Raw genomic sequence first — 16,490 nt, forward strand, 5'->3', positions numbered from 1 at the left:
TCGGACCGATCAGGCCCCCTGCCCGTCCACGAACGGCTGGAACGCGTCCAGCGCCCGCAGCACCCCCGCCTCCCCCTCCGGCGGCAGCTGCACCACGACCTCCTCGATGCCCAGCTCCGCGAAGTGGGCCAGCTTGCCCGCGTTGGGCAGGACGGCGTACGGCACCACCTGGAGGGCGCCGGGATCGCGGCCCGCGTCGGCCCAGGCGGTGCGCAGCGCGGGCAGCGACTCCGTCAGGCCCCGCCCGCCGATCGGCAGCCAGCCGTCGGCGTACTCGCAGACGCTCGCGAACAGCTTCGGGCCCGCCGCCCCGCCGACCAGCGTGCGCGGCCCGACCACCGGCCCGCGCGGCTTCTGCACCGGCTTGGGGTGCGCGAAGCTCGCCCGCACGCTCCCGAACTCCCCGTCGTACGCCGTCGGCTCCTCCGCCCACAGCGCCCGCATCAGCCCCATCCGGTCCCGCACCAGCTCCCGCCGGGTGCGCCACCGCACCCCGTGGTCGGCGGCCTCCTCCACGTTCCAGCCGAAGCCGAGGCCGAGCGTGAACCGGCCGCCGGAGAGGTGGTCCAGGGTCGCGACCTGCTTCGCCAGGTCGATCGGGTCGTGCTGCGCGGCGAGCGTGATGCCGGTGCCGAGCCCCAGCCGCTCGGTGACGGCGGCGGCCTGCCCGAGCGCGACGAAGGGGTCGAGCGTGCGGCCGTACTCCCGCGGCAGCTCCCCGCCCGCCGGGTACGGGCTGGTCCGCTCGACGGGGATGTGCGTGTGCTCCGGCAGGTACAGCCCGGCGAACCCGCGCTGCTCCAGCTCGCGGGCGAGCCGGACCGGGGTGATCGTCTCGTCGGTGAGGAAGATCGTGACGGCGATGCGCATGGGCGGCCTTTCGTACGCGGACGACGGACCCATCAATACCCGTGCGACCCCCATCTGTCCATACCGACCGGTCGGGATCGACTCCCGGCCCCCCTCGGCCCCTCGCGCCCTCAGTGGAGGGCCAGCCAGCCGATCCCCACGACCACCGTGACACCGCCGACGGCCAGATCGGCCGGCCGGTGGCGGTGCAGCGCCAGACCCAGCAGCACGGCGGTGAGCAGCACGGCGACCGTCCCGATCGCGCCTTTCACGAGGCCGTGGCTGAAACCGAACTCGTTGACGTGCCGGATGATCCAGGCGAACCAGGAGAGTCTCATGATCTGTCGTCGATTCCCTTCTCCCACACGGCAGTCCACCGCTCACCGCAAAGGTCTCACAGCGTCGTCCCGGTCCTCTCCGGCCGTCGGCAGGCCCGCCGCACGGCGACTTCCGGCACCCCGCGCGCCGGACACACGTACCGGAGCGCCACCGCCTTCCCGCGCCGGATCAACCCCGTCCTGCGCCGGCTCCCGTTCCAGGCGGTCCCGCAGACCGCCGGCCGGGCCTCCGGACCGCCCCGCAGGACCCCGGTGGGCGAACGGGGGGGCCGGGAACCCCTTCCGGCTGGTGTCGGAGTCCGGCGAACGGTCGCAGTACGTCCGCGACATCAAGGCGGACCCCCGGGTGCGGGTGCGGGTGGATCCGGACGACTGAGGAGAACGTGTGCAGGCTCGGTGACGGCCCTCCGTTCCCTGGGCGATCGCCGTGTGATCGCCGTCTCGCACGACTGCCGCTTCCGCCACGAACAAGGCAAACTGGCGTAGTTGCTCAGGACGTAGAGGGGGACTGGATGGACGGTGGGCCGCGAGGACCGGAGCAGCGGCGTCCCGGCTCCTCGGCGGAGCCCGGGACGCTGCGCTTCAGCGTGCTCGGACCGGTGCGCGCCTGGCGCGAGGACGAGCCGGTCGCCACCGGCAGCCCTCAGCAACGCGCCCTGCTCGCGGCCCTGCTGCTGCGCGAGGGCCGTACGGCCACGGCGGCCGAACTCATCGGCGCCCTGTGGGGCGAGAACCCCCCGTCCCAGGCACTGGCGGCGGTGCGCACCTACGCCTCCCGGCTGCGGAAGGTGCTGGACCCCGGTGTCCTGGTCAGCGAGTCCGGCGGCTACGCGGTGCGCGGGCTCGGCGAGGGCGCGCTGGACCTCGCGGCGGCGCAGGAGCTGGCGGCGGAGGCGGAGAAGGCGCGGAACACCGGGGACCTGTGCCACGCACGGGACGTGCTGAACCGCGCCCTGTCCCTGTGGGACGGCGAGACGCTGGCGGGGGTGCCGGGCCCGTACGCGGAGGCCCAGCGGGTCCGCCTGGAGGAATGGCGGCTCCAACTGCTGGAGTCCAGGCTGGACATGGACCTGGAACAGGGCTGCCACGCGGAGGCGGTCTCGGAACTGACGGCGCTGACGGCGGCGCACCCGCTGCGGGAGCGCCTTCGCGAACTGCTGATGCTGGCCCTGTACCGCAGCGGCCGCCAGGCGGAGGCGCTCGCGGTGTACGCGGACACCCGCCGTCTCCTCGCCGACGAACTCGGCGTCGATCCGCGCCCGGGTCTGCAGGACCTCCAGCAACGCGTCCTCCGGGCCGACCCGGCCCTCGTGGAACCCTCCGCCCCCCTGGCGGAACCGGTGGCGGTCCCCGTCCGCCCGGCCCAGCTCCCGGCGACGGTGCCGGACTTCACGGGGCGCGCGTCCCTCGTACGGGAGCTGAGCGAGGTGCTCGCCTCGGCGTCCGGTGAGGGGGCCCGGGTGATGGCGGTGTCGGCGCTGGCGGGCATCGGCGGCGTCGGCAAGACGACACTGGCGGTGCACGTGGCACACGGCGCGCGGTCGGCCTTCCCCGACGGCCAGCTGTACGTCGACCTCCAGGGCGCCGGCGCGAGGTCGGCGGATCCGGAGACGGTCCTGGGCTCCTTCCTGCGCGCCCTCGGTACGGCGGACTCGGCGATCCCGGACTCGCTGGAGGAGCGGGCGGCGCTGTACCGCTCGGTCCTGGACGGCCGCAGGATCCTGGTGCTGCTGGACAACGCGCGGGACGCGGCGCAGGTGCGGCCCCTGCTGCCGGGGACGGCGGGCTGCGCGGCGCTGGTGACGTCGCGGGTGCGGATGGTGGGCCTGGCCGGGGCGCACCTGGTCGACCTGGACGTGATGTCACCGGAGGAGGCGCTGGCGCTCTTCACGAAGATCGTCGGTGAGGAACGGGTGCGGTCGGAGCGCGAGGCCGCCCTGGACGTGGTGGCGGCCTGCGGCTTCCTGCCGCTGGCGATCCGCATCGCGGCGTCCAGGCTGGCGTCGAGGAGGACGTGGACGGTCTCGGTCCTGGCGGCGAAGCTCGCCGACGAACGCCGCAGGCTCGACGAACTCCAGGCGGGCGACCTGGCCGTGAAGGCGACCTTCGAGCTGGGCTACGGGCAGCTCGAACCGGCCCAGGCACGGGCGTTCCGGCTGCTGGGGCTGGCGGACGGCCCGGACATCTCGCTGGCGGCGGCGACTGCCGTACTGGACCTGCCCGTGGAGGACACGGAGGACCTGCTGGAGTCCCTGGTCGACACGTCCCTGTTGGAGTCGGCGGCGCCGGGACGCTACCGCTTCCACGACCTGGTGCGGCTCTACGCGCGTGCTTGTGCGGAGAGGGACGAGCAGTCGCCGAGCGAGCGGGAGGCGGCGTTGTCGCGGTTGCTGGACTTCTATCTGGCGACGGCGGCGGGGGTGTACGCGATCGAGCGGCCGGGGGACCGGACGGTGGACCACCTCGAGCCCACCGAATTCCCGGGGAAGGGGTTCAGCGACGACGTCGACGCGCTGGACTGGCTCCACTCCGAGTCCGCCTGCATCCTGGCGTGCGTCAGGCAGTCGCTGAAGCCGAGCACGTTGCGGCGTGGTGTCGACCTCTTGCTCGCTTCGAAGGACCTGGCGGAATCAGGGGCGAGTTCGCTCAGCTACGAGGCAGCCGCCTTCGCCGCGAGGGATGCCACGGCGGCCGCAGGAGACGCTCATGCGGAGGGGCGTGCGCGCACGACACTGGCCCAGGTCCTCAGCAGAGCCGGGCGCTTCGACGAAGCAGGCGCGGAGGCCGAGATCGCCATCGAGCTCGGGAACCGGACCAGGGATCCCTGGACAAGGGGCAACGCCCACAACGAGCAGGGCATCATCGCCAATTGCAGGAACCAGCGTGCCGTCAGTGAAACCCACCTCCTCGAAGCCATCGCGGCGTTTCGGTCCGACGGCAACCGGCCCGGTGAGGCGAGCGCGCTGTGCAACCTCTCGCGTGTCCTCGTATCGGTGGGACGCACGGCCTCGGCGATCGATCTGGTCCGCCGGGGAATCACGATCTACGACGAACTCGGGCTGACCTTCCGCCTGGCCAACGCCAGGTACGCCCTGGGCATCGCGCTCAGCCACGCGGCCCGTCATGTCGAGGCGCTGACCGAGCTGTCCACCGCGCTCCAGACCTTCGTGGAGAACCGGCAGCGCCTGTGGGAAGGGGCCACTCACTTCCGCATCGCCCAGGTCCACCTCTCGGCTCGTCGGCCGGCCCAGGCGGCACAGCACGCCGAACAGGCACTGGCGACAGGGAGCATCGGCGGTGACTGGATGCAGGCCAACATCCTCACGCTCCTGGGGCGTTCCCTCAGCGCTCTCGGCCAGACCGATCGCGCGCGTGCGTGCTGGCGCGACGCTCTGGCCATCTACGAGCGGTCGGAGGCGCCCGAAGCCGCTGAGCTGCGGACACTGCTCCGGCCCGTCGGAGCCGCCTGAGCCCGCCGGGCGTTCATCGAACGTTTATGGGCGGCTGCCACTCTCAATGCATCGATCCATCGCGTCGGGGGGCAGATGGATCGCCGGGGGTTCGCCTGTAGGGTGAACGGCCCCACAACGCCTGTTCGGCGACTTTCGGGGGAGAGTCGCCGAACAGGCGTCACCTGCCCGTCGTTCCGTCCATTCCATGGGGGATCGCAGTCATGAGCGACACCGCGAACAGCAACGAAGAAGTCGAGCGCGACACCATCACGACGCTCGACAGCCACATGCCGGCTCCGCCGAAGGACGGCACGGCCACCACTCAGGACAGCCACATGCCGGCTCCGCCGAAGGACGACGCGATCACCACCCTCGACAGCCACATGCCCGCCCCGCCCGCTCTGGACCTGGGCGGCAAGTAGACCTTTCCCGCACGGGGATCGGCCGCGGCGGCGCGGAGGGGGAGCCGTCGCGGCCGATGCGCGTCCGCACGGGTTCCTGGTCAGTCTTCGACGCGAACCGCTCGCTTCACTCGAACAACTGGCTGCGCTCGTCCTCACGTCCTTTCCCGACGCCCGCCGCCCGTCCGCACCGGGTCCCCGCACACCGGGGACACCATCGACGAACCGGCTCCCGTGAAGGAGTACCGCGAGTCGTACGGTCGCCTCAGGGCCGCCGCTCATCGCTCCGGCCGCCCTCTCCCTCGTGCTGGAGGCGCCGCTGCCGGGCGCCGTTCGGGCGCGGGACCGGCTGAGGCTCGTCGACCGCGACTCCGGCTCGCCCGCGGGGACGACCGCGCGCCTCCGCATGCTCGACGCCGGTCCCCACCCGGACCGGCACCGTCCCGGACCCGGGTACGGCGACGTCCTGGGAGCGGGTGAGGACTTCCGCGCCGGTCTCGTCCTCGAACCTCACGGTGACGGTGAAGACGCCGTCCGCGGTGTTCTCGTCGGTGACCTCGACCGTGGCGTACGGGGTCCCCTCCGAGGCGCGGTCCACCGGTGTCACCGTGGCGTCCTGCGGGGACGTCGACGCCTCTCCGCCGTCCCCGCCGCCGTCCGAGGTGTCGTAGTCGTCGTCGTCATCGTCATCGTCGTAGTCCCGGTGCGAGCCGCCGCCCGAGGTCGACGAGTCGTGGTTCCGGCCGGAGCGGCTGCATCCGTCGCCGCTGTCGCCGTGGCCGCGCCGGTCGAGAAGCCGGTGAGGGTGAGGACGACGAGTGCCGGAGCCGCTGTGAGCTTGAGCGTGTTCCCCGAGGATTCACGGCCGTCAGGCCACCGATCTCCGCGTCACGGGCGCGTCACCGTCCGGCGACCGTCGCGTACCCGGCGTAGCGTCTGCCGGGGGAGCGGCGGGCCGCCGGTCCCCGCAGCGACGGCCGCCGTCCGACCGCCCTTCCGTGCACCCCGGTACGACGGCCGTCCCGCACCCCGCCTACGCCGTGCGGGCCGTCCCCGTCCCCTTCTCCGCGTCCAGCGCGTACACGCAGCGGTCCTTGCTGCACGCGTACACCACGCCGTCCCGGACCACCGGTGAGCCGGTGATCTCGCCGCCGGTCGCCAGCTTCCACCTCAGGCGGCCGTCGTCGGCCTTCAGGGTGTAGAGCAGGTGGTCGCTGGAGCCGAAGTGGATGCGCCCCTCCGCGACCACGGGCGCGCCCACGATCTCGCCGCCGGACTGGAAGCGCCACTTGGGCGTGCCGGTGACCGCGTCCAGGGTGTACAGGCCCTTGCCGCTGCCCACGTGGACGTGGCCGGCGGCGACCAGGACCGGGTCGACGGAGGAGCGGGACTCGGTGGCGATGCGCCAGCGGTCGCGGCCGTCGGTGGCGTCGAGGGCGTAGACCGTGCCGAGGTAGTCGGCGAGGTAGAGGCCGCCGCCGGTGACCGCCGGACCGGGGACGAACGCGGGCGGGGCGAGGAAGACCGCCGGGGCCTCGAAGTGCCAGCGGACGTGGCCGGTGGTGACCTCCAGGGCGAGGACGCGGGTGCCGGCGCAGACGTAGACGTGGCCGTCGGGGGCGTGCGTCACCCGGACGGGCACTCCGCCGCAGGAGGCCGCGTCACCGATGGGGTACGACCAGCGCTCGTCGCCGGTGCGGGCGTCGAGGGCGCGCAGGCGGGCGTCCTGCCAGACGTAGACCGTGCCCTCGTGGACGGCGGGGCCGGCCTCGGGGGACTCGAAGTCGGTCTGGCAGCCGCCGACCTCCCACAGCTTCCGTCCGGTGGACGCCTCCCACCCCTGGACGCCGCCGCCGCGCGTGCCGGTGACGACGGTGCCGCGGTCGGCCTTGAGGGAGTACACCCAGGCGTCCGTGGGCAGCCGCCACAGGTCGCCGCCCTCGCGGGCGTCGAGGGCGAACAGGGTGGGTCCGTCGGAGGCGTGGATACGGCCGTCGGCGACCGTCATCGACCAGGCGACGTCGCGGGTCTTGAAGCGGCGCCGGCCGGTGGCGACGTCGAGGGCGTGCACCTCGAAGGAGGTGACGTAGACGAGGTCGCCGTCGACGGCCGGGGTGCCCCAGACGTCGTTGGACATGCGGAAGCGCCACGGGCGCCAGCCGCCGGGCTGCTCCGGCGCCGCGGTGGGCGCCGGTACGGCCGGGTCGGCGCCGTTGACGCCGGGGCGGGGCTTGGACCAGGTGGCGGCCAGGGCGGCGGCCGGCGAGGGCGCCTTGGCGGCGGCCGCGCGCGTGTCGGCGACGCGCGGGCCGGGTCCGATGGGCACCGCCACGCCCGCCAGCCGTACGGGGCCGGCGTCGGAGGCGCCCGTGGGGACGCCCACCGGTGCGGGCCTGGACGGGGGCGGCGGCGGGACGACCGGGTCGTGCGGGGGCGGCGGGGGGACGTGGGGGCGGGCCCCGCCGCCGCTGCGGCCGGTTCCGTGCGCGGGCCTGACCGTCGTCCGGCCGCCCCGCCGCGCCTCGATCAGGCTCACCGCCCGCTCGGGCAGCCACGCCGACGCCGTACCGCTGTCGTCGGAGCCGGAGCCGAACAGGTGCGGGGCGAGCTGGGCCTGGAGGTCGGCGGGGTTGGGCCGGGCCGTGGCGTCCATCTGCATGCAGGCTTCGATGAGCGGGCGCAGCTCGTCCGGGAGGCCTTCGAGGTCCGGGCCCTCGCGCAGCAGCATGAAGACGGTCTCGACGGGGTTGGCGCCATGGAACGGCGGATGCCCCGTGGCGGCGAAGACCAGCATCGAACCGAGGGAGAACACGTCGCTCGCGCCGGTGACGCTGCGGGAGTCCTTGGCCTGCTCCGGGGACATGTAGGCGGGGGTGCCGACGGCGACGTTCGTCATCGTCAGACGGGTGTTCGAGACGCCGGAGGCGATGCCGAAGTCGATCACCCGGGGGCCGTCCTCGACGACGAGGACGTTGGAGGGCTTCAGGTCGCGGTGGACCAGCCCGGCGCCGTGGATCGACTGGAGCGCCTCCGCGACGCCCGCCGCGAGCCAGCGCACCGCCTGGGCCGGGAGCGGCCCGCACTCGTTCACTATCTCCTCGAGGGAGGGCGCGGGAACGTACGCGGTGGCCAGCCACGGCACGGCGGCGCGCGGATCGGCGTCCACGACGGCCGCCGTGTAGAAACCGGAGACCGCGCGGGCCGCCTCGACCTCGCGCGTGAAGCGGACCCGGAACAGCTGGTCCTCGGCCAGTTCGGTCCGGACCGTCTTGATCGCCACCCGCCGCCCGGACGCCGAGCGCGCGAGATAGACCAGCCCCATGCCGCCGGCTCCCAGCCGTCCCAGCACCTCGAACGGCCCGATACGCCGCGGATCGTGCTGCGTCAGCTGATCCACCACTTGCCTGCCACCTCCCCGTACGAGTCGCGCCACCACCTGTGCCCGCGACCGTAGTGCAGCGTCTCACCACCGCACCGCCGTGGCGGCACGCACCCCGATTCTTCCTGTCCGCGCCCCCGGTTGCGAACCGGCCGACAAATCGGATGTCCAGGTTTTCACACGACACAGGGGGTGGAAACGGTTCAACGGTTCATCGGTGCAGCAGTGCGAAGGACGCCCCCTGATCGTCGGTGACCACGGCCGCCGTGCCGTAGGACGTCCCGAAGGGCGGAACCTGGACCCGGCCGCCGAGCCGGACCACCTCCTCCATGGCGGCCCCGGGGTCCTCGACGGCGAAGTGGACGAGGAAGTGCGGCGGCATCTCGGCGGGGAAGACGTCGGAGACCGGCGCGCGGCCGAAGTCGGGGTCGGCGTCCGGGCCGAACAGGGCGTCGTGGAAGAGGCCGCCGTAGAAGGTGTTGGCCGTCTGCGTGTCCCGCGCGTACAGCTGCACCCAGGCGAAGGCGCCCGGCTCGTGGCGGCGCCCGAAGCCGGGGGTCCGAGCGCCCTGCCAGAGGGAGAACACCGCCCCCTCGGGATCGGTGACCAGCGCGGTGACGCCGAGGTCGCCGAAGGGCTCCGGCGGGGCGACGACCTGCCCGCCGGCCGCGCGGATCCGCCGGCACAGCGCCCCGGCGTCCGGGGTGGCGAAGGACACCGTCCACACGGTGGGCAGCCGACCGTCCGTCTTGTGCGCGAGGGAGGCGACGGGGGCGCCGTCCTTCAACGCCCGCACGGTCCCCCGGGGCTGGTCCTCGAAGGTCCATCCGAAGAGCCCGCCGTAGAACCGCTTGCCCGCCTCCACGTCGGGCAGCTGCGCGTCCACCCAGCAGGGGGTGCCCTCCGTGTACTCCGATGCCCTGTTTTCGGCCATGCCGCCAAGGTAACCGCGTCGCCCGCAGGCCGCAGACCAGGCACACCAGCCTCCACGGCCTCGCGCACCCCATTTGCAGTCGGCCGAATCGCGCTCGGATCACCCGTCGGTAAGCTGACGGCATGACAGGACAAGTGCGTACCGTCGACGGCCGCGTGGCCGGCCGGCGTGGGCAGGCGACCCGGCAGAAACTGCTCGACTGCCTCAGCGAGATGCTCAGCTCCTCCCCCTACCGGGACGTCAAGGTCATCGATGTCGCACGCAAGGCGGGCACCTCGCCCGCGACCTTCTACCAGTACTTCCCGGACGTCGAGGGCGCCGTCCTGGAGATCGCCGAGCGCACGGCCGCCGAGAGCGCCGGGCTGAGCGAGCTGCTGGAGGGCCGCTCCTGGACGGGGAAGGCCGGCTGGCAGACGGCACAGGAACTCGTGGACGGATTCCTGGAGTTCTGGCGCGACAACGACGCGATCCTGCGGGTCGTGGACCTCGGCGCGGCCGAGGGCGACAAGCGCTTCTACAAGATCCGCATGAAGATCCTGAACTCCGTGAACAACTCGCTGGCGGACTCCGTCACCGAGCTGCAGGCCAAGGGACGGATCGACAAGGACGTGAACCCCGCCGCGGTCGCCGGCTCCCTGGTGGCCATGCTCGCGGCCGTCGCCTCCCACCAGAAAGGTTTCTCCTCCTGGGGCGTGAAGCAGGCGGAGCTCAAACCGAACCTGGCCCTGCTGGTGCACCTGGGGATCACCGGCAAGAAGCCGGCGAAGTAGGCGCCCGGCGGCCCACACCGATGCACCATCACGCAAGTCCTGTCAGACGGGCGGCGGTTCACTCCGGTGGGCCGCCGCCCGTCGTTTTCCGCACGGTGCCGGGAGAAGGGGGAACACGGCGCCGCCCGAACGGTGTTGTGCATCGGCGACGCCGATCGCAGACCCGAGTGAACACCCGACGCACACGTCGCAGGAGGAACCCGGAATGGCCCTGACCCGCGAAGAACGCGAACAGTTCCTGGCCGAGCCGCACGTCGCGGCCCTGGCGGTCGACGCGGGGGACGGCCGCGCCCCGCTCACCGTGCCGATCTGGTACCAGTACGAGCCCGGCGGCGACGTGTGGATCATGACCGGCCTGGACTCGCGCAAGAACCGGCTGATCGGCGCGGCGGGGCGGTTCTCGCTCATGGTCGACCGCCTCGAACCCACCATCCGCTACGTCTCGGTCGAGGGGCCGGTGCTCGACACCGCTCCGGCCACGATCGAGCGGCTGCGGGAGATCTCCGCGCGCTATCTGCCGGCCGACAAGGTCGAGGGGTACGTCGACTTCGCCTGGAAGAACCACGGCGAGCAGGTCGTCGTCCGGATGCGGCCCGAACGGTGGGTGTCGTCGGACCTCGGATCGGTGTGAGACCGCCGGACGCCCGACAATCGGCCCATGGAACCCGATCTCCACGAGCTGCTGAGGTCACTGCGGGTGTGGGACCCGGAGGTCACCGACCTGCCGGCGTTCGACCCGGCCGCCGCGCCCGCCGAGCCGCTGCCGCTGTTCACACGGTGGTTCGCCGAGGCCGTGGCCGCCGGTCAGACCGAGCCGCACACCATGTCCCTGGCCACGGCGGACGCGCGGGGGCTGCCCGACGCACGGATCGTGATGCTGCACGGCGCGGACGAGGACGGCTGGTCCTTCGCCACCCACGCGCACAGCCGCAAGGGCGGTCACCTCGCCGCGCGCCCGTACGCCGCCCTGGCCTTCTACTGGCCGGTGCTGGGCCGCCAGGTGCGGGTGCGCGGGCCCGTCGGGGCGGCCCCGCCCGAGGAGGCACAGGCGGATCTGCACGCCCGTTCCACCGGGGCGCTGGCGGCCGCGCTGACCGGCAGGCAGAGCGCGGTCCTCGGGTCGGCCCAGGAGCTGGCGCGGGCCTCGGAGGCGGCATGGGAACGGGCGCGGAGCGCGCCGGACACCCCGGCCCCGTCCTGGACCCTGTACCGGCTGCGGGCGGACGAGGTGGAGTTCTTCCAGGGCGAGGCCCGGCGGCGGCACGTACGGCTCCGCTACCGGCGCGGGGCGGAGGGCTGGGTCAGGGAATCGCTGTGGCCCTGAACACGGGCTCCGGGTCGGTGACGGGACGGGCGCGCGGACCGGCGTGCGGACGGGCGTCGCGGAACGCGTCGCGGCGGCCGGCCTCGAGGAGGGCCCCGGCGCGCGGGCGCGGCCCGTGACCGCGGACTCCGGGGAGGGTCCGGGGCGGGGTGCGGTCGGGTGAGGAGGGCATGGGGGCGTTCGAGCGCGCGGTCCCCGCGCACGTGATCAATCCGCAACCAATTCCGGTCTTGACCGAGACCCATCAACCGGGTGCGTGATTACGCTCGCGCTCATGGCCGACTCCTCCGACTCCTCCACGCCCGCGCGGCCCGCCGCGCCGCACCGGGCGGACCGCCCCGTCTACGTCATCGGCGGCGGACCGGGCGGACTCGCCGTCGCGTACGCCCTGCGCGCCCGGGGGGTGCGGGCCGTCGTCCTGGAGCGTTCCGGCCGCGTGGGGGACTCCTGGCGGCGTCACTACGACCGGCTGCGGCTGCACACCACCCGGCGCCTGTCCGCGCTGCCCGGGCTGCCGATGCCGCGCCGGTTCGGGCGGTGGCCGGCCCGCGACGACGTGGTCCGGTACCTGGAGAAGTACGCCGAGCACCACCGGCTGGAGATCGTCACCGGGGTCGAGGTCTCGCGGGTCGAGCGCACCCCCGACGGCACCGGCTGGCTGCTGCACGCCACCGGGGGCCGCGAGCTGACCGGCGCGGCGGTCGTCGTCGCCACCGGCTTCAACCACACGCCCCGCGTCCCCGACTGGCCCGGCCGGGACACGTACGCCGGCGAGTTCCTGCACGCGTCCGAGTACCGCGACGCGAAGCCCTTCGCCGGCCGGGACGTCCTGGTCGTGGGCGTCGGCAACACGGGTGCCGAGATCGCCGTGGACCTGGCGGAGGGGGGCGCCTCCCGGGTGCGCCTCGCGGTGCGCACCCCTCCGCACATCGTGCGCCGCTCGACCGCGGGCTGGCCCGCGCAGTACTCGGGCGTCCTGGTGCGCCGGCTGCCGGTCCGCCTCGTCGACCGGCTGTGCCGGGTCCAGGCGAGAGTGGCGCTGCCGGACCTGTCGGCCCAGGGGCTCCCGCGCCCCGGGACCGGTCTGTACAGCCGGGTGCTGGAGGGGGCCGTCCCCGTGCAGGACGTCGGCCTCGTCGACGCCGTGCGCAAGGGGGCGGTGGAGGTCGTGGCCGCGGTGGAGGGGTTCGAGGGGGGCGAGGTCGTCCTGGCGGACGGCGGCCGCATCGGCCCGGACGCGATCGTGGCGGCCACGGGCTACGTACGCGGTCTGGAGGGTCTGGTCGGCGGGCTCGGCGTCCTCGACGACCGCGGCAGACCGGTCGTCCACGGCGCCCGCACCCCGGCCGGCGCGCCCGGCCTCTACTTCACGGGCTTCACCACCCCGATCAGCGGCAACCTGCGGGAGCTGGCGCTGGACGCGCGGCGGATCGCCCGGGCAGTGGTGCGCACGACGGGGTTCTCCCGGCTCCCCGTATGACCGCGGGCAGTCGGAGGTCGTTTCCTCCCTGCGCTTCCTCCCGGAACAAGTGCTTGGTTCCGGGGTTCCGGGGCGCCGGGTGCCTGTTCCCGCACCGTCCTGTCCAGCGGGTGAAGAGGGCACCCCGGCACCCTCACCGGCCTGCCCCGGCGACGGCGCGGGTCCGGCGGCGGTAGTAGGCGATCGCGAGAGCGATGGTGACGGGCCCCCATGCGGCGATCGGGGTGATGCACACCGTCGCGAGCGTCTGCCAGGCGTCATCGGTGTATCCGACGGTGTCGACGACGCCGTACAGGGTGAGGCTGCGGCCGTCGCCGACGGGGACGCTGGTGAACAGCAGGGTCAGGACCAGACCGCCGAGGACTGCGGGTACGACGGCCGCCAGCGGCCGGACGCGTCTGCCGCCGATGACCGGGATCCAGGCGGGCGTCACCTCCCCCCAGCCCCGGACCAGTCCGATGGTCAAGAACGCGATCGCTTCCGACAACACGCTGAGCCCTAGGACGTACGGGACGCTCACCCAGTAGGGCGGCATGCCGAACTCCTGGGCCTGCCCCATCTCGAAGTGCAGGGCGAAGGGCAGCCGCCACAGGCACGACGGCAGCAGGAGCAGCGGAAGCGCGTGGGCCAGGCGCATGGCCCAGCGGGGGACCGGTTGCTCGGTGTCACCGACGGGCGGGGGCGTGTGGAAGATCCTCGGCTTCATGGCTTCATCCTCGTGAAGCAGGCACGACCAGGAATCAGCCCCGCGGGCCGAACCGCTCCCCCGCGCGAGGGACGCCGTGCCGAGCAGCGTCCTCCGTGGAGGGGACGCTCGCCGTGCCGCCTCAAGGTGTTCCGTGAGCGGACGGGGGTCCCGCCGACCGCGTACCGGCGGACCTTCCGGGCCGGCGGGCGACCGCCGGGGGCGGTCGCGACAGTCGGAGGATGAGCGGAAGATCGTCCACAGGCTGTGGGCGGAGCGGGCGCTCCCGTCGGCGGTGGCGGTGCGGCGCTGTCCGCCCCGAGCACGGCAGCGCCGCACCGCTCTTCGGCTCCGGCGCTCCCTCCCGGGCTCCCCCTCGGCCCTGGGGGCCGACGCCGAATCACGACCCACGCTCGTCGAGGGCTCCCGTCGTCGAGCCCTCGCCGTCCCCTCGCGGCGAATCGCTGACGAACAGCGTGATCAAACGGTCACGGCACGTCAATACCGATTCAGGCGGCAACGGCATCGTTGGGTCATATGCCCTGTTCGTCGGCACCGCGCACCGAAGCACACCCGGCGCACCGCGTCACACCCCCACCCGTTCAGCCGACCCGCCGTGCACCCGTGCCCCGCGGGAGCGCGGGACCGTGCCGATGTGCGGCTCCGCCGCCCACACGCCCCGCGTGTGTTCACACCGCCCCGTACGCCAGCCCACCACACGCCGACGCCCCGTCGGACACCTGCGCGCAGCGGTCCAGCTCGCACCAGATCCGCTTGCCGGCCCCCTCCGCGCTCCAGCCCCAGCGGTCGGCCAGCCCGTCCACGAGGGCGAGCCCGCGTCCGCCCGTCGCCTCGTCGCCCACGCAGCGCGGCACCGGCGCCCGTTCGCTGCGGTCGGCCACCTCCAGGCGGACGGTGGCCTCCTCGGCGCCCGTCCCCGGCAGGGAGAGCCGCAGGACGGCCGGACAGCCGGTGTGCACCACGGCATTGGTGACGAGCTCCGAGACGAGCAGGATCAGGGTCTCGGCGAGCGGTTCGTCGGCCCCTATGCCCGAACCGGCCAGCCGCGAGCGGGCCCACCGCCGGGCCCGTCCCACCTCAGCGGGGTCGGGCCGGATCTCCAGCTGCACTTGAAGCACCTGCACCGCTCACACCATCCGAACCGGCGGACACTTGGACTCGCGCCTCACGAGGGCCACGATCGTAGCCATTTTCTGCATGGCCAGAACAACGGCCGGGACGGGAGTCACGGAACGTGAATCCCCTGTGGGACAGCATGGTTGACGTACAGTCACCCCAACAAGCGCTTCAGGCATATTCCAGCGCGAAGGAGTACACGTGCGGCATACTGTGCGACGCTCGCCACGGGAAGTCGAACGGGGGCCGGCGTTCCGCCTGGCCACCAGGCGGGCAGCCGCAGGCACCGGCCGGTACGGAGTCGCCCCGGGGGCGACTCCGGCGCGGTGCGTGCCCGGGACCACTCGCATCTGACACAAGGTACCGGAGCGGACGCCCGACTCCGGGCCGTGACGAGTGCCGCACAGGACACAAGCCGGTACCGACCCTCCGTGATCATGGAAATGCCACGATCCGTGACATCCGCGCGGGGGCGTTCTACTCCGGGACGGTGAAGTAACGGGCGAAGGACCGGACGATCTCCTCCTCGCCGATCCTGCCGTCGCCGTCGGAGTCCAGCGCGGCGGCGGCCGTACGGGCGAGGTCCCCGGGAACGCCGAGCACCTCGAGGACCCGCGCGGTGTCCTCGACGGTGGCCGCGCCGTCGCCGTCGGTGTCGGCGACGGCGAGCGCCGCGTGCAGGAAGGGGCGGGCGATCTCGGCGAACCGGTCCGGGTTGTCCCGCAGCCGCTTGACCGCGCCGTTCACGAACTCCTCGCGCGTGATGCGCTGGTCGCCGTCGCGGTCCGCGATCCCCGCCATGCCCTGCCAGAACGCCTCGGCGCCGACGTACAGGGCCTGGCCCCGGTCGGAGCGGGCCGCGGTGCCGAACTCGGCGAGCAGCGCCTTGGCCGCCCTGCTGAAGTCCTCGCGGTCGATGTAGCCGTTGCCGTCCTGGTCGAAGCCGGCGAAGCGGGCCGCGATCCTGCGCTCGTACTCGCTGGTGACCATGTCTCTCTCGGGCCGCCTTAGGTCAGTGGGTTCGTCTCGCTGGGAGCGTACGTGGTGGAGGGCCGCCGGGGAGCCGGAAAGCGGCGCCCGGGCCAAGACCGGGGGAACGACGGGACAAGCGTGTGACACGTGTGAGCGTCCGCGCGTGGCGTCACGCCGACAGCGGGCGGGAGTCCTCGTCGACCGCGGAGGGGACGTCCGGGTGGATCTCGAAGAGCCGGCGGACCCCGAGGGCGCCGAGCACCTTGTTGACGTGACTGCCGTCGGCGGCGCCCCGCGCGGGGAGGATCAGCCGCAGGCTGCCCCGGCAGGAGCGGAGCAGCCGACGGGAGGCGATGAGCACGCCGACCCCGCTGGAGTCGCAGAACCACACCTCGGAGAGGTCGAGGACGAGGCTGTGCCGGCCCTCGGCCACCGCGTCGTGCACCCGCTGGCGCAGCACCGGGGACGTCAGCAGGTCCAGCTCGCCCGACACCCGGAGCACGGCCCACTCGCCGTACTCCTCGTCGGTCACTTCGAAAGTCACCACCACGCCCCTCGCTCGCCGAACCGGAAGCATTCCCTACGCTTCCTTGCAGCGCGGCTGCCCACCGGCCGTTCCCCGAAACGCGAGCCGAGAAACGGATACCGCACAGAAAGGGCTTATTTTAGTCATTCATGATCCGATTCGATCGATTCCGATCGACAGGGAGGCGGGCGGGTGTGCCCCGGACGGCGTCCGACATGGACGGGCGGCCTTCTAGCACCTGCG

15 protein-coding genes and 1 pseudogene are annotated in these 16,490 nt (G+C 73.3%); 7 read left to right on the top strand and 9 right to left on the bottom strand.

Going from position 1 to position 16,490, the window contains the following annotated elements:
• Positions 1-9: 9 nt before the first annotated feature.
• A complete protein-coding gene (locus tag ACZ8ZB_RS14725) occupies positions 10-870 on the bottom strand; it encodes an LLM class F420-dependent oxidoreductase (protein WP_470738180.1) in 861 nt (286 codons plus the stop codon).
• A 110-nt stretch (positions 871-980) separates the two neighbouring features.
• Positions 981-1,187, bottom strand: coding sequence for a hypothetical protein (locus ACZ8ZB_RS14730; RefSeq protein ID WP_470738181.1), 207 nt, complete (start codon positions 1,185-1,187; stop codon positions 981-983).
• Between the two features lie 168 nt (positions 1,188-1,355).
• Here ACZ8ZB_RS14730 and ACZ8ZB_RS14735 point away from each other — a divergent pair.
• From ACZ8ZB_RS14735 to afsS, 3 genes and pseudogenes are all read left to right on the top strand, one after another.
• A pseudogene (locus ACZ8ZB_RS14735) lies at positions 1,356-1,548 on the top strand (nitroreductase/quinone reductase family protein); the annotation flags it as partial.
• 151 nt (positions 1,549-1,699) lie between these two features.
• Positions 1,700-4,657, top strand: coding sequence for an SARP-family global regulator AfsR (gene afsR, locus ACZ8ZB_RS14740; RefSeq protein ID WP_470738182.1), 2,958 nt, complete (start codon positions 1,700-1,702; stop codon positions 4,655-4,657).
• Between the two features lie 203 nt (positions 4,658-4,860).
• Positions 4,861-5,061, top strand: a complete 201-nt coding sequence (gene afsS / locus ACZ8ZB_RS14745; RefSeq protein WP_470738183.1) for a regulatory protein AfsS — start codon at positions 4,861-4,863, stop codon at positions 5,059-5,061.
• 244 nt (positions 5,062-5,305) lie between these two features.
• Here afsS and ACZ8ZB_RS14750 read toward each other — a convergent pair whose 3' ends face one another.
• From ACZ8ZB_RS14750 to kbpA, 3 genes are all read right to left on the bottom strand, one after another.
• Positions 5,306-5,638 carry a hypothetical protein gene (locus ACZ8ZB_RS14750; protein WP_470738184.1) on the bottom strand — a complete coding sequence of 111 codons (333 nt, stop codon included), beginning with the start codon at positions 5,636-5,638 and terminating at the stop codon, positions 5,306-5,308.
• A 435-nt stretch (positions 5,639-6,073) separates the two neighbouring features.
• Positions 6,074-8,440 (bottom strand): protein serine/threonine kinase AfsK, encoded by a 2,367-nt coding sequence (gene afsK / locus ACZ8ZB_RS14755; RefSeq protein ID WP_470738185.1) that lies wholly within the window; start codon positions 8,438-8,440, stop codon positions 6,074-6,076.
• A gap of 190 nt (positions 8,441-8,630) precedes the next feature.
• Positions 8,631-9,353, bottom strand: coding sequence for an AfsK-binding protein KbpA (gene kbpA, locus ACZ8ZB_RS14760; protein WP_470738186.1), 723 nt, complete (start codon positions 9,351-9,353; stop codon positions 8,631-8,633).
• 134 nt (positions 9,354-9,487) lie between these two features.
• Between kbpA and ACZ8ZB_RS14765 the strand changes: the two genes are divergently transcribed.
• The 4 genes from ACZ8ZB_RS14765 to ACZ8ZB_RS14780 all read left to right on the top strand — a co-directional run bounded on the left by ACZ8ZB_RS14765 (position 9,488) and on the right by ACZ8ZB_RS14780 (position 12,927).
• The gene (locus ACZ8ZB_RS14765) at positions 9,488-10,123 is read left to right on the top strand and encodes a TetR family transcriptional regulator (RefSeq protein ID WP_470741485.1); all 636 of its coding nucleotides are present in this window, start codon (positions 9,488-9,490) and stop codon (positions 10,121-10,123) included.
• A 205-nt stretch (positions 10,124-10,328) separates the two neighbouring features.
• Positions 10,329-10,754, top strand: coding sequence for a pyridoxamine 5'-phosphate oxidase family protein (locus ACZ8ZB_RS14770; protein WP_470738187.1), 426 nt, complete (start codon positions 10,329-10,331; stop codon positions 10,752-10,754).
• Between the two features lie 27 nt (positions 10,755-10,781).
• Positions 10,782-11,447, top strand: coding sequence for a pyridoxine/pyridoxamine 5'-phosphate oxidase (locus ACZ8ZB_RS14775; RefSeq protein ID WP_470738188.1), 666 nt, complete (start codon positions 10,782-10,784; stop codon positions 11,445-11,447).
• Positions 11,448-11,721: 274 nt separating this feature from the next.
• The gene (locus tag ACZ8ZB_RS14780; protein WP_470738189.1) at positions 11,722-12,927 is read left to right on the top strand and encodes a flavin-containing monooxygenase; all 1,206 of its coding nucleotides are present in this window, start codon (positions 11,722-11,724) and stop codon (positions 12,925-12,927) included.
• A gap of 133 nt (positions 12,928-13,060) precedes the next feature.
• On the opposite strand, the gene ACZ8ZB_RS14785 is transcribed toward ACZ8ZB_RS14780, so the two are convergent.
• The 4 genes from ACZ8ZB_RS14785 to ACZ8ZB_RS14800 all read right to left on the bottom strand — a co-directional run bounded on the left by ACZ8ZB_RS14785 (position 13,061) and on the right by ACZ8ZB_RS14800 (position 16,271).
• Positions 13,061-13,633: a hypothetical protein gene (locus ACZ8ZB_RS14785; protein ID WP_470738190.1), complete on the bottom strand. Its 573-nt coding sequence runs from the start codon at positions 13,631-13,633 to the stop codon at positions 13,061-13,063.
• Between the two features lie 668 nt (positions 13,634-14,301).
• A complete protein-coding gene (locus ACZ8ZB_RS14790) occupies positions 14,302-14,742 on the bottom strand; it encodes an ATP-binding protein (protein WP_470741486.1) in 441 nt (146 codons plus the stop codon).
• A gap of 484 nt (positions 14,743-15,226) precedes the next feature.
• Positions 15,227-15,739 carry an EF-hand domain-containing protein gene (locus tag ACZ8ZB_RS14795; RefSeq protein ID WP_470738191.1) on the bottom strand — a complete coding sequence of 171 codons (513 nt, stop codon included), beginning with the start codon at positions 15,737-15,739 and terminating at the stop codon, positions 15,227-15,229.
• 151 nt (positions 15,740-15,890) lie between these two features.
• Complete coding sequence (locus ACZ8ZB_RS14800) at positions 15,891-16,271, bottom strand: STAS domain-containing protein (protein WP_470738192.1); 381 nt, start codon at positions 16,269-16,271, stop codon at positions 15,891-15,893.
• Positions 16,272-16,490 lie beyond the last annotated feature (219 nt).

This window comes from Streptomyces sp. 12E, assembly GCF_055633275.1.

What these genes read in the sequence shown, in the direction of transcription:
- ACZ8ZB_RS14785 (WP_470738190.1), bottom strand. Translation starts at nt 13,633, where the DNA reads ATGAAGCCGAGGATCTTCCACACGCCCCCGCCCGTCGGTGACACCGAG.
- ACZ8ZB_RS14795 (WP_470738191.1), bottom strand. Translation starts at nt 15,739, where the DNA reads ATGGTCACCAGCGAGTACGAGCGCAGGATCGCGGCCCGCTTCGCCGGC.
- afsR (WP_470738182.1), top strand. Translation starts at nt 1,700, where the DNA reads ATGGACGGTGGGCCGCGAGGACCGGAGCAGCGGCGTCCCGGCTCCTCG.
- kbpA (WP_470738186.1), bottom strand. Translation starts at nt 9,353, where the DNA reads ATGGCCGAAAACAGGGCATCGGAGTACACGGAGGGCACCCCCTGCTGG.
- ACZ8ZB_RS14770 (WP_470738187.1), top strand. Translation starts at nt 10,329, where the DNA reads ATGGCCCTGACCCGCGAAGAACGCGAACAGTTCCTGGCCGAGCCGCAC.
- ACZ8ZB_RS14725 (WP_470738180.1), bottom strand. Translation starts at nt 870, where the DNA reads ATGCGCATCGCCGTCACGATCTTCCTCACCGACGAGACGATCACCCCG.
- ACZ8ZB_RS14730 (WP_470738181.1), bottom strand. Translation starts at nt 1,187, where the DNA reads ATGAGACTCTCCTGGTTCGCCTGGATCATCCGGCACGTCAACGAGTTC.
- afsS (WP_470738183.1), top strand. Translation starts at nt 4,861, where the DNA reads ATGAGCGACACCGCGAACAGCAACGAAGAAGTCGAGCGCGACACCATC.
- ACZ8ZB_RS14775 (WP_470738188.1), top strand. Translation starts at nt 10,782, where the DNA reads ATGGAACCCGATCTCCACGAGCTGCTGAGGTCACTGCGGGTGTGGGAC.
- ACZ8ZB_RS14780 (WP_470738189.1), top strand. Translation starts at nt 11,722, where the DNA reads ATGGCCGACTCCTCCGACTCCTCCACGCCCGCGCGGCCCGCCGCGCCG.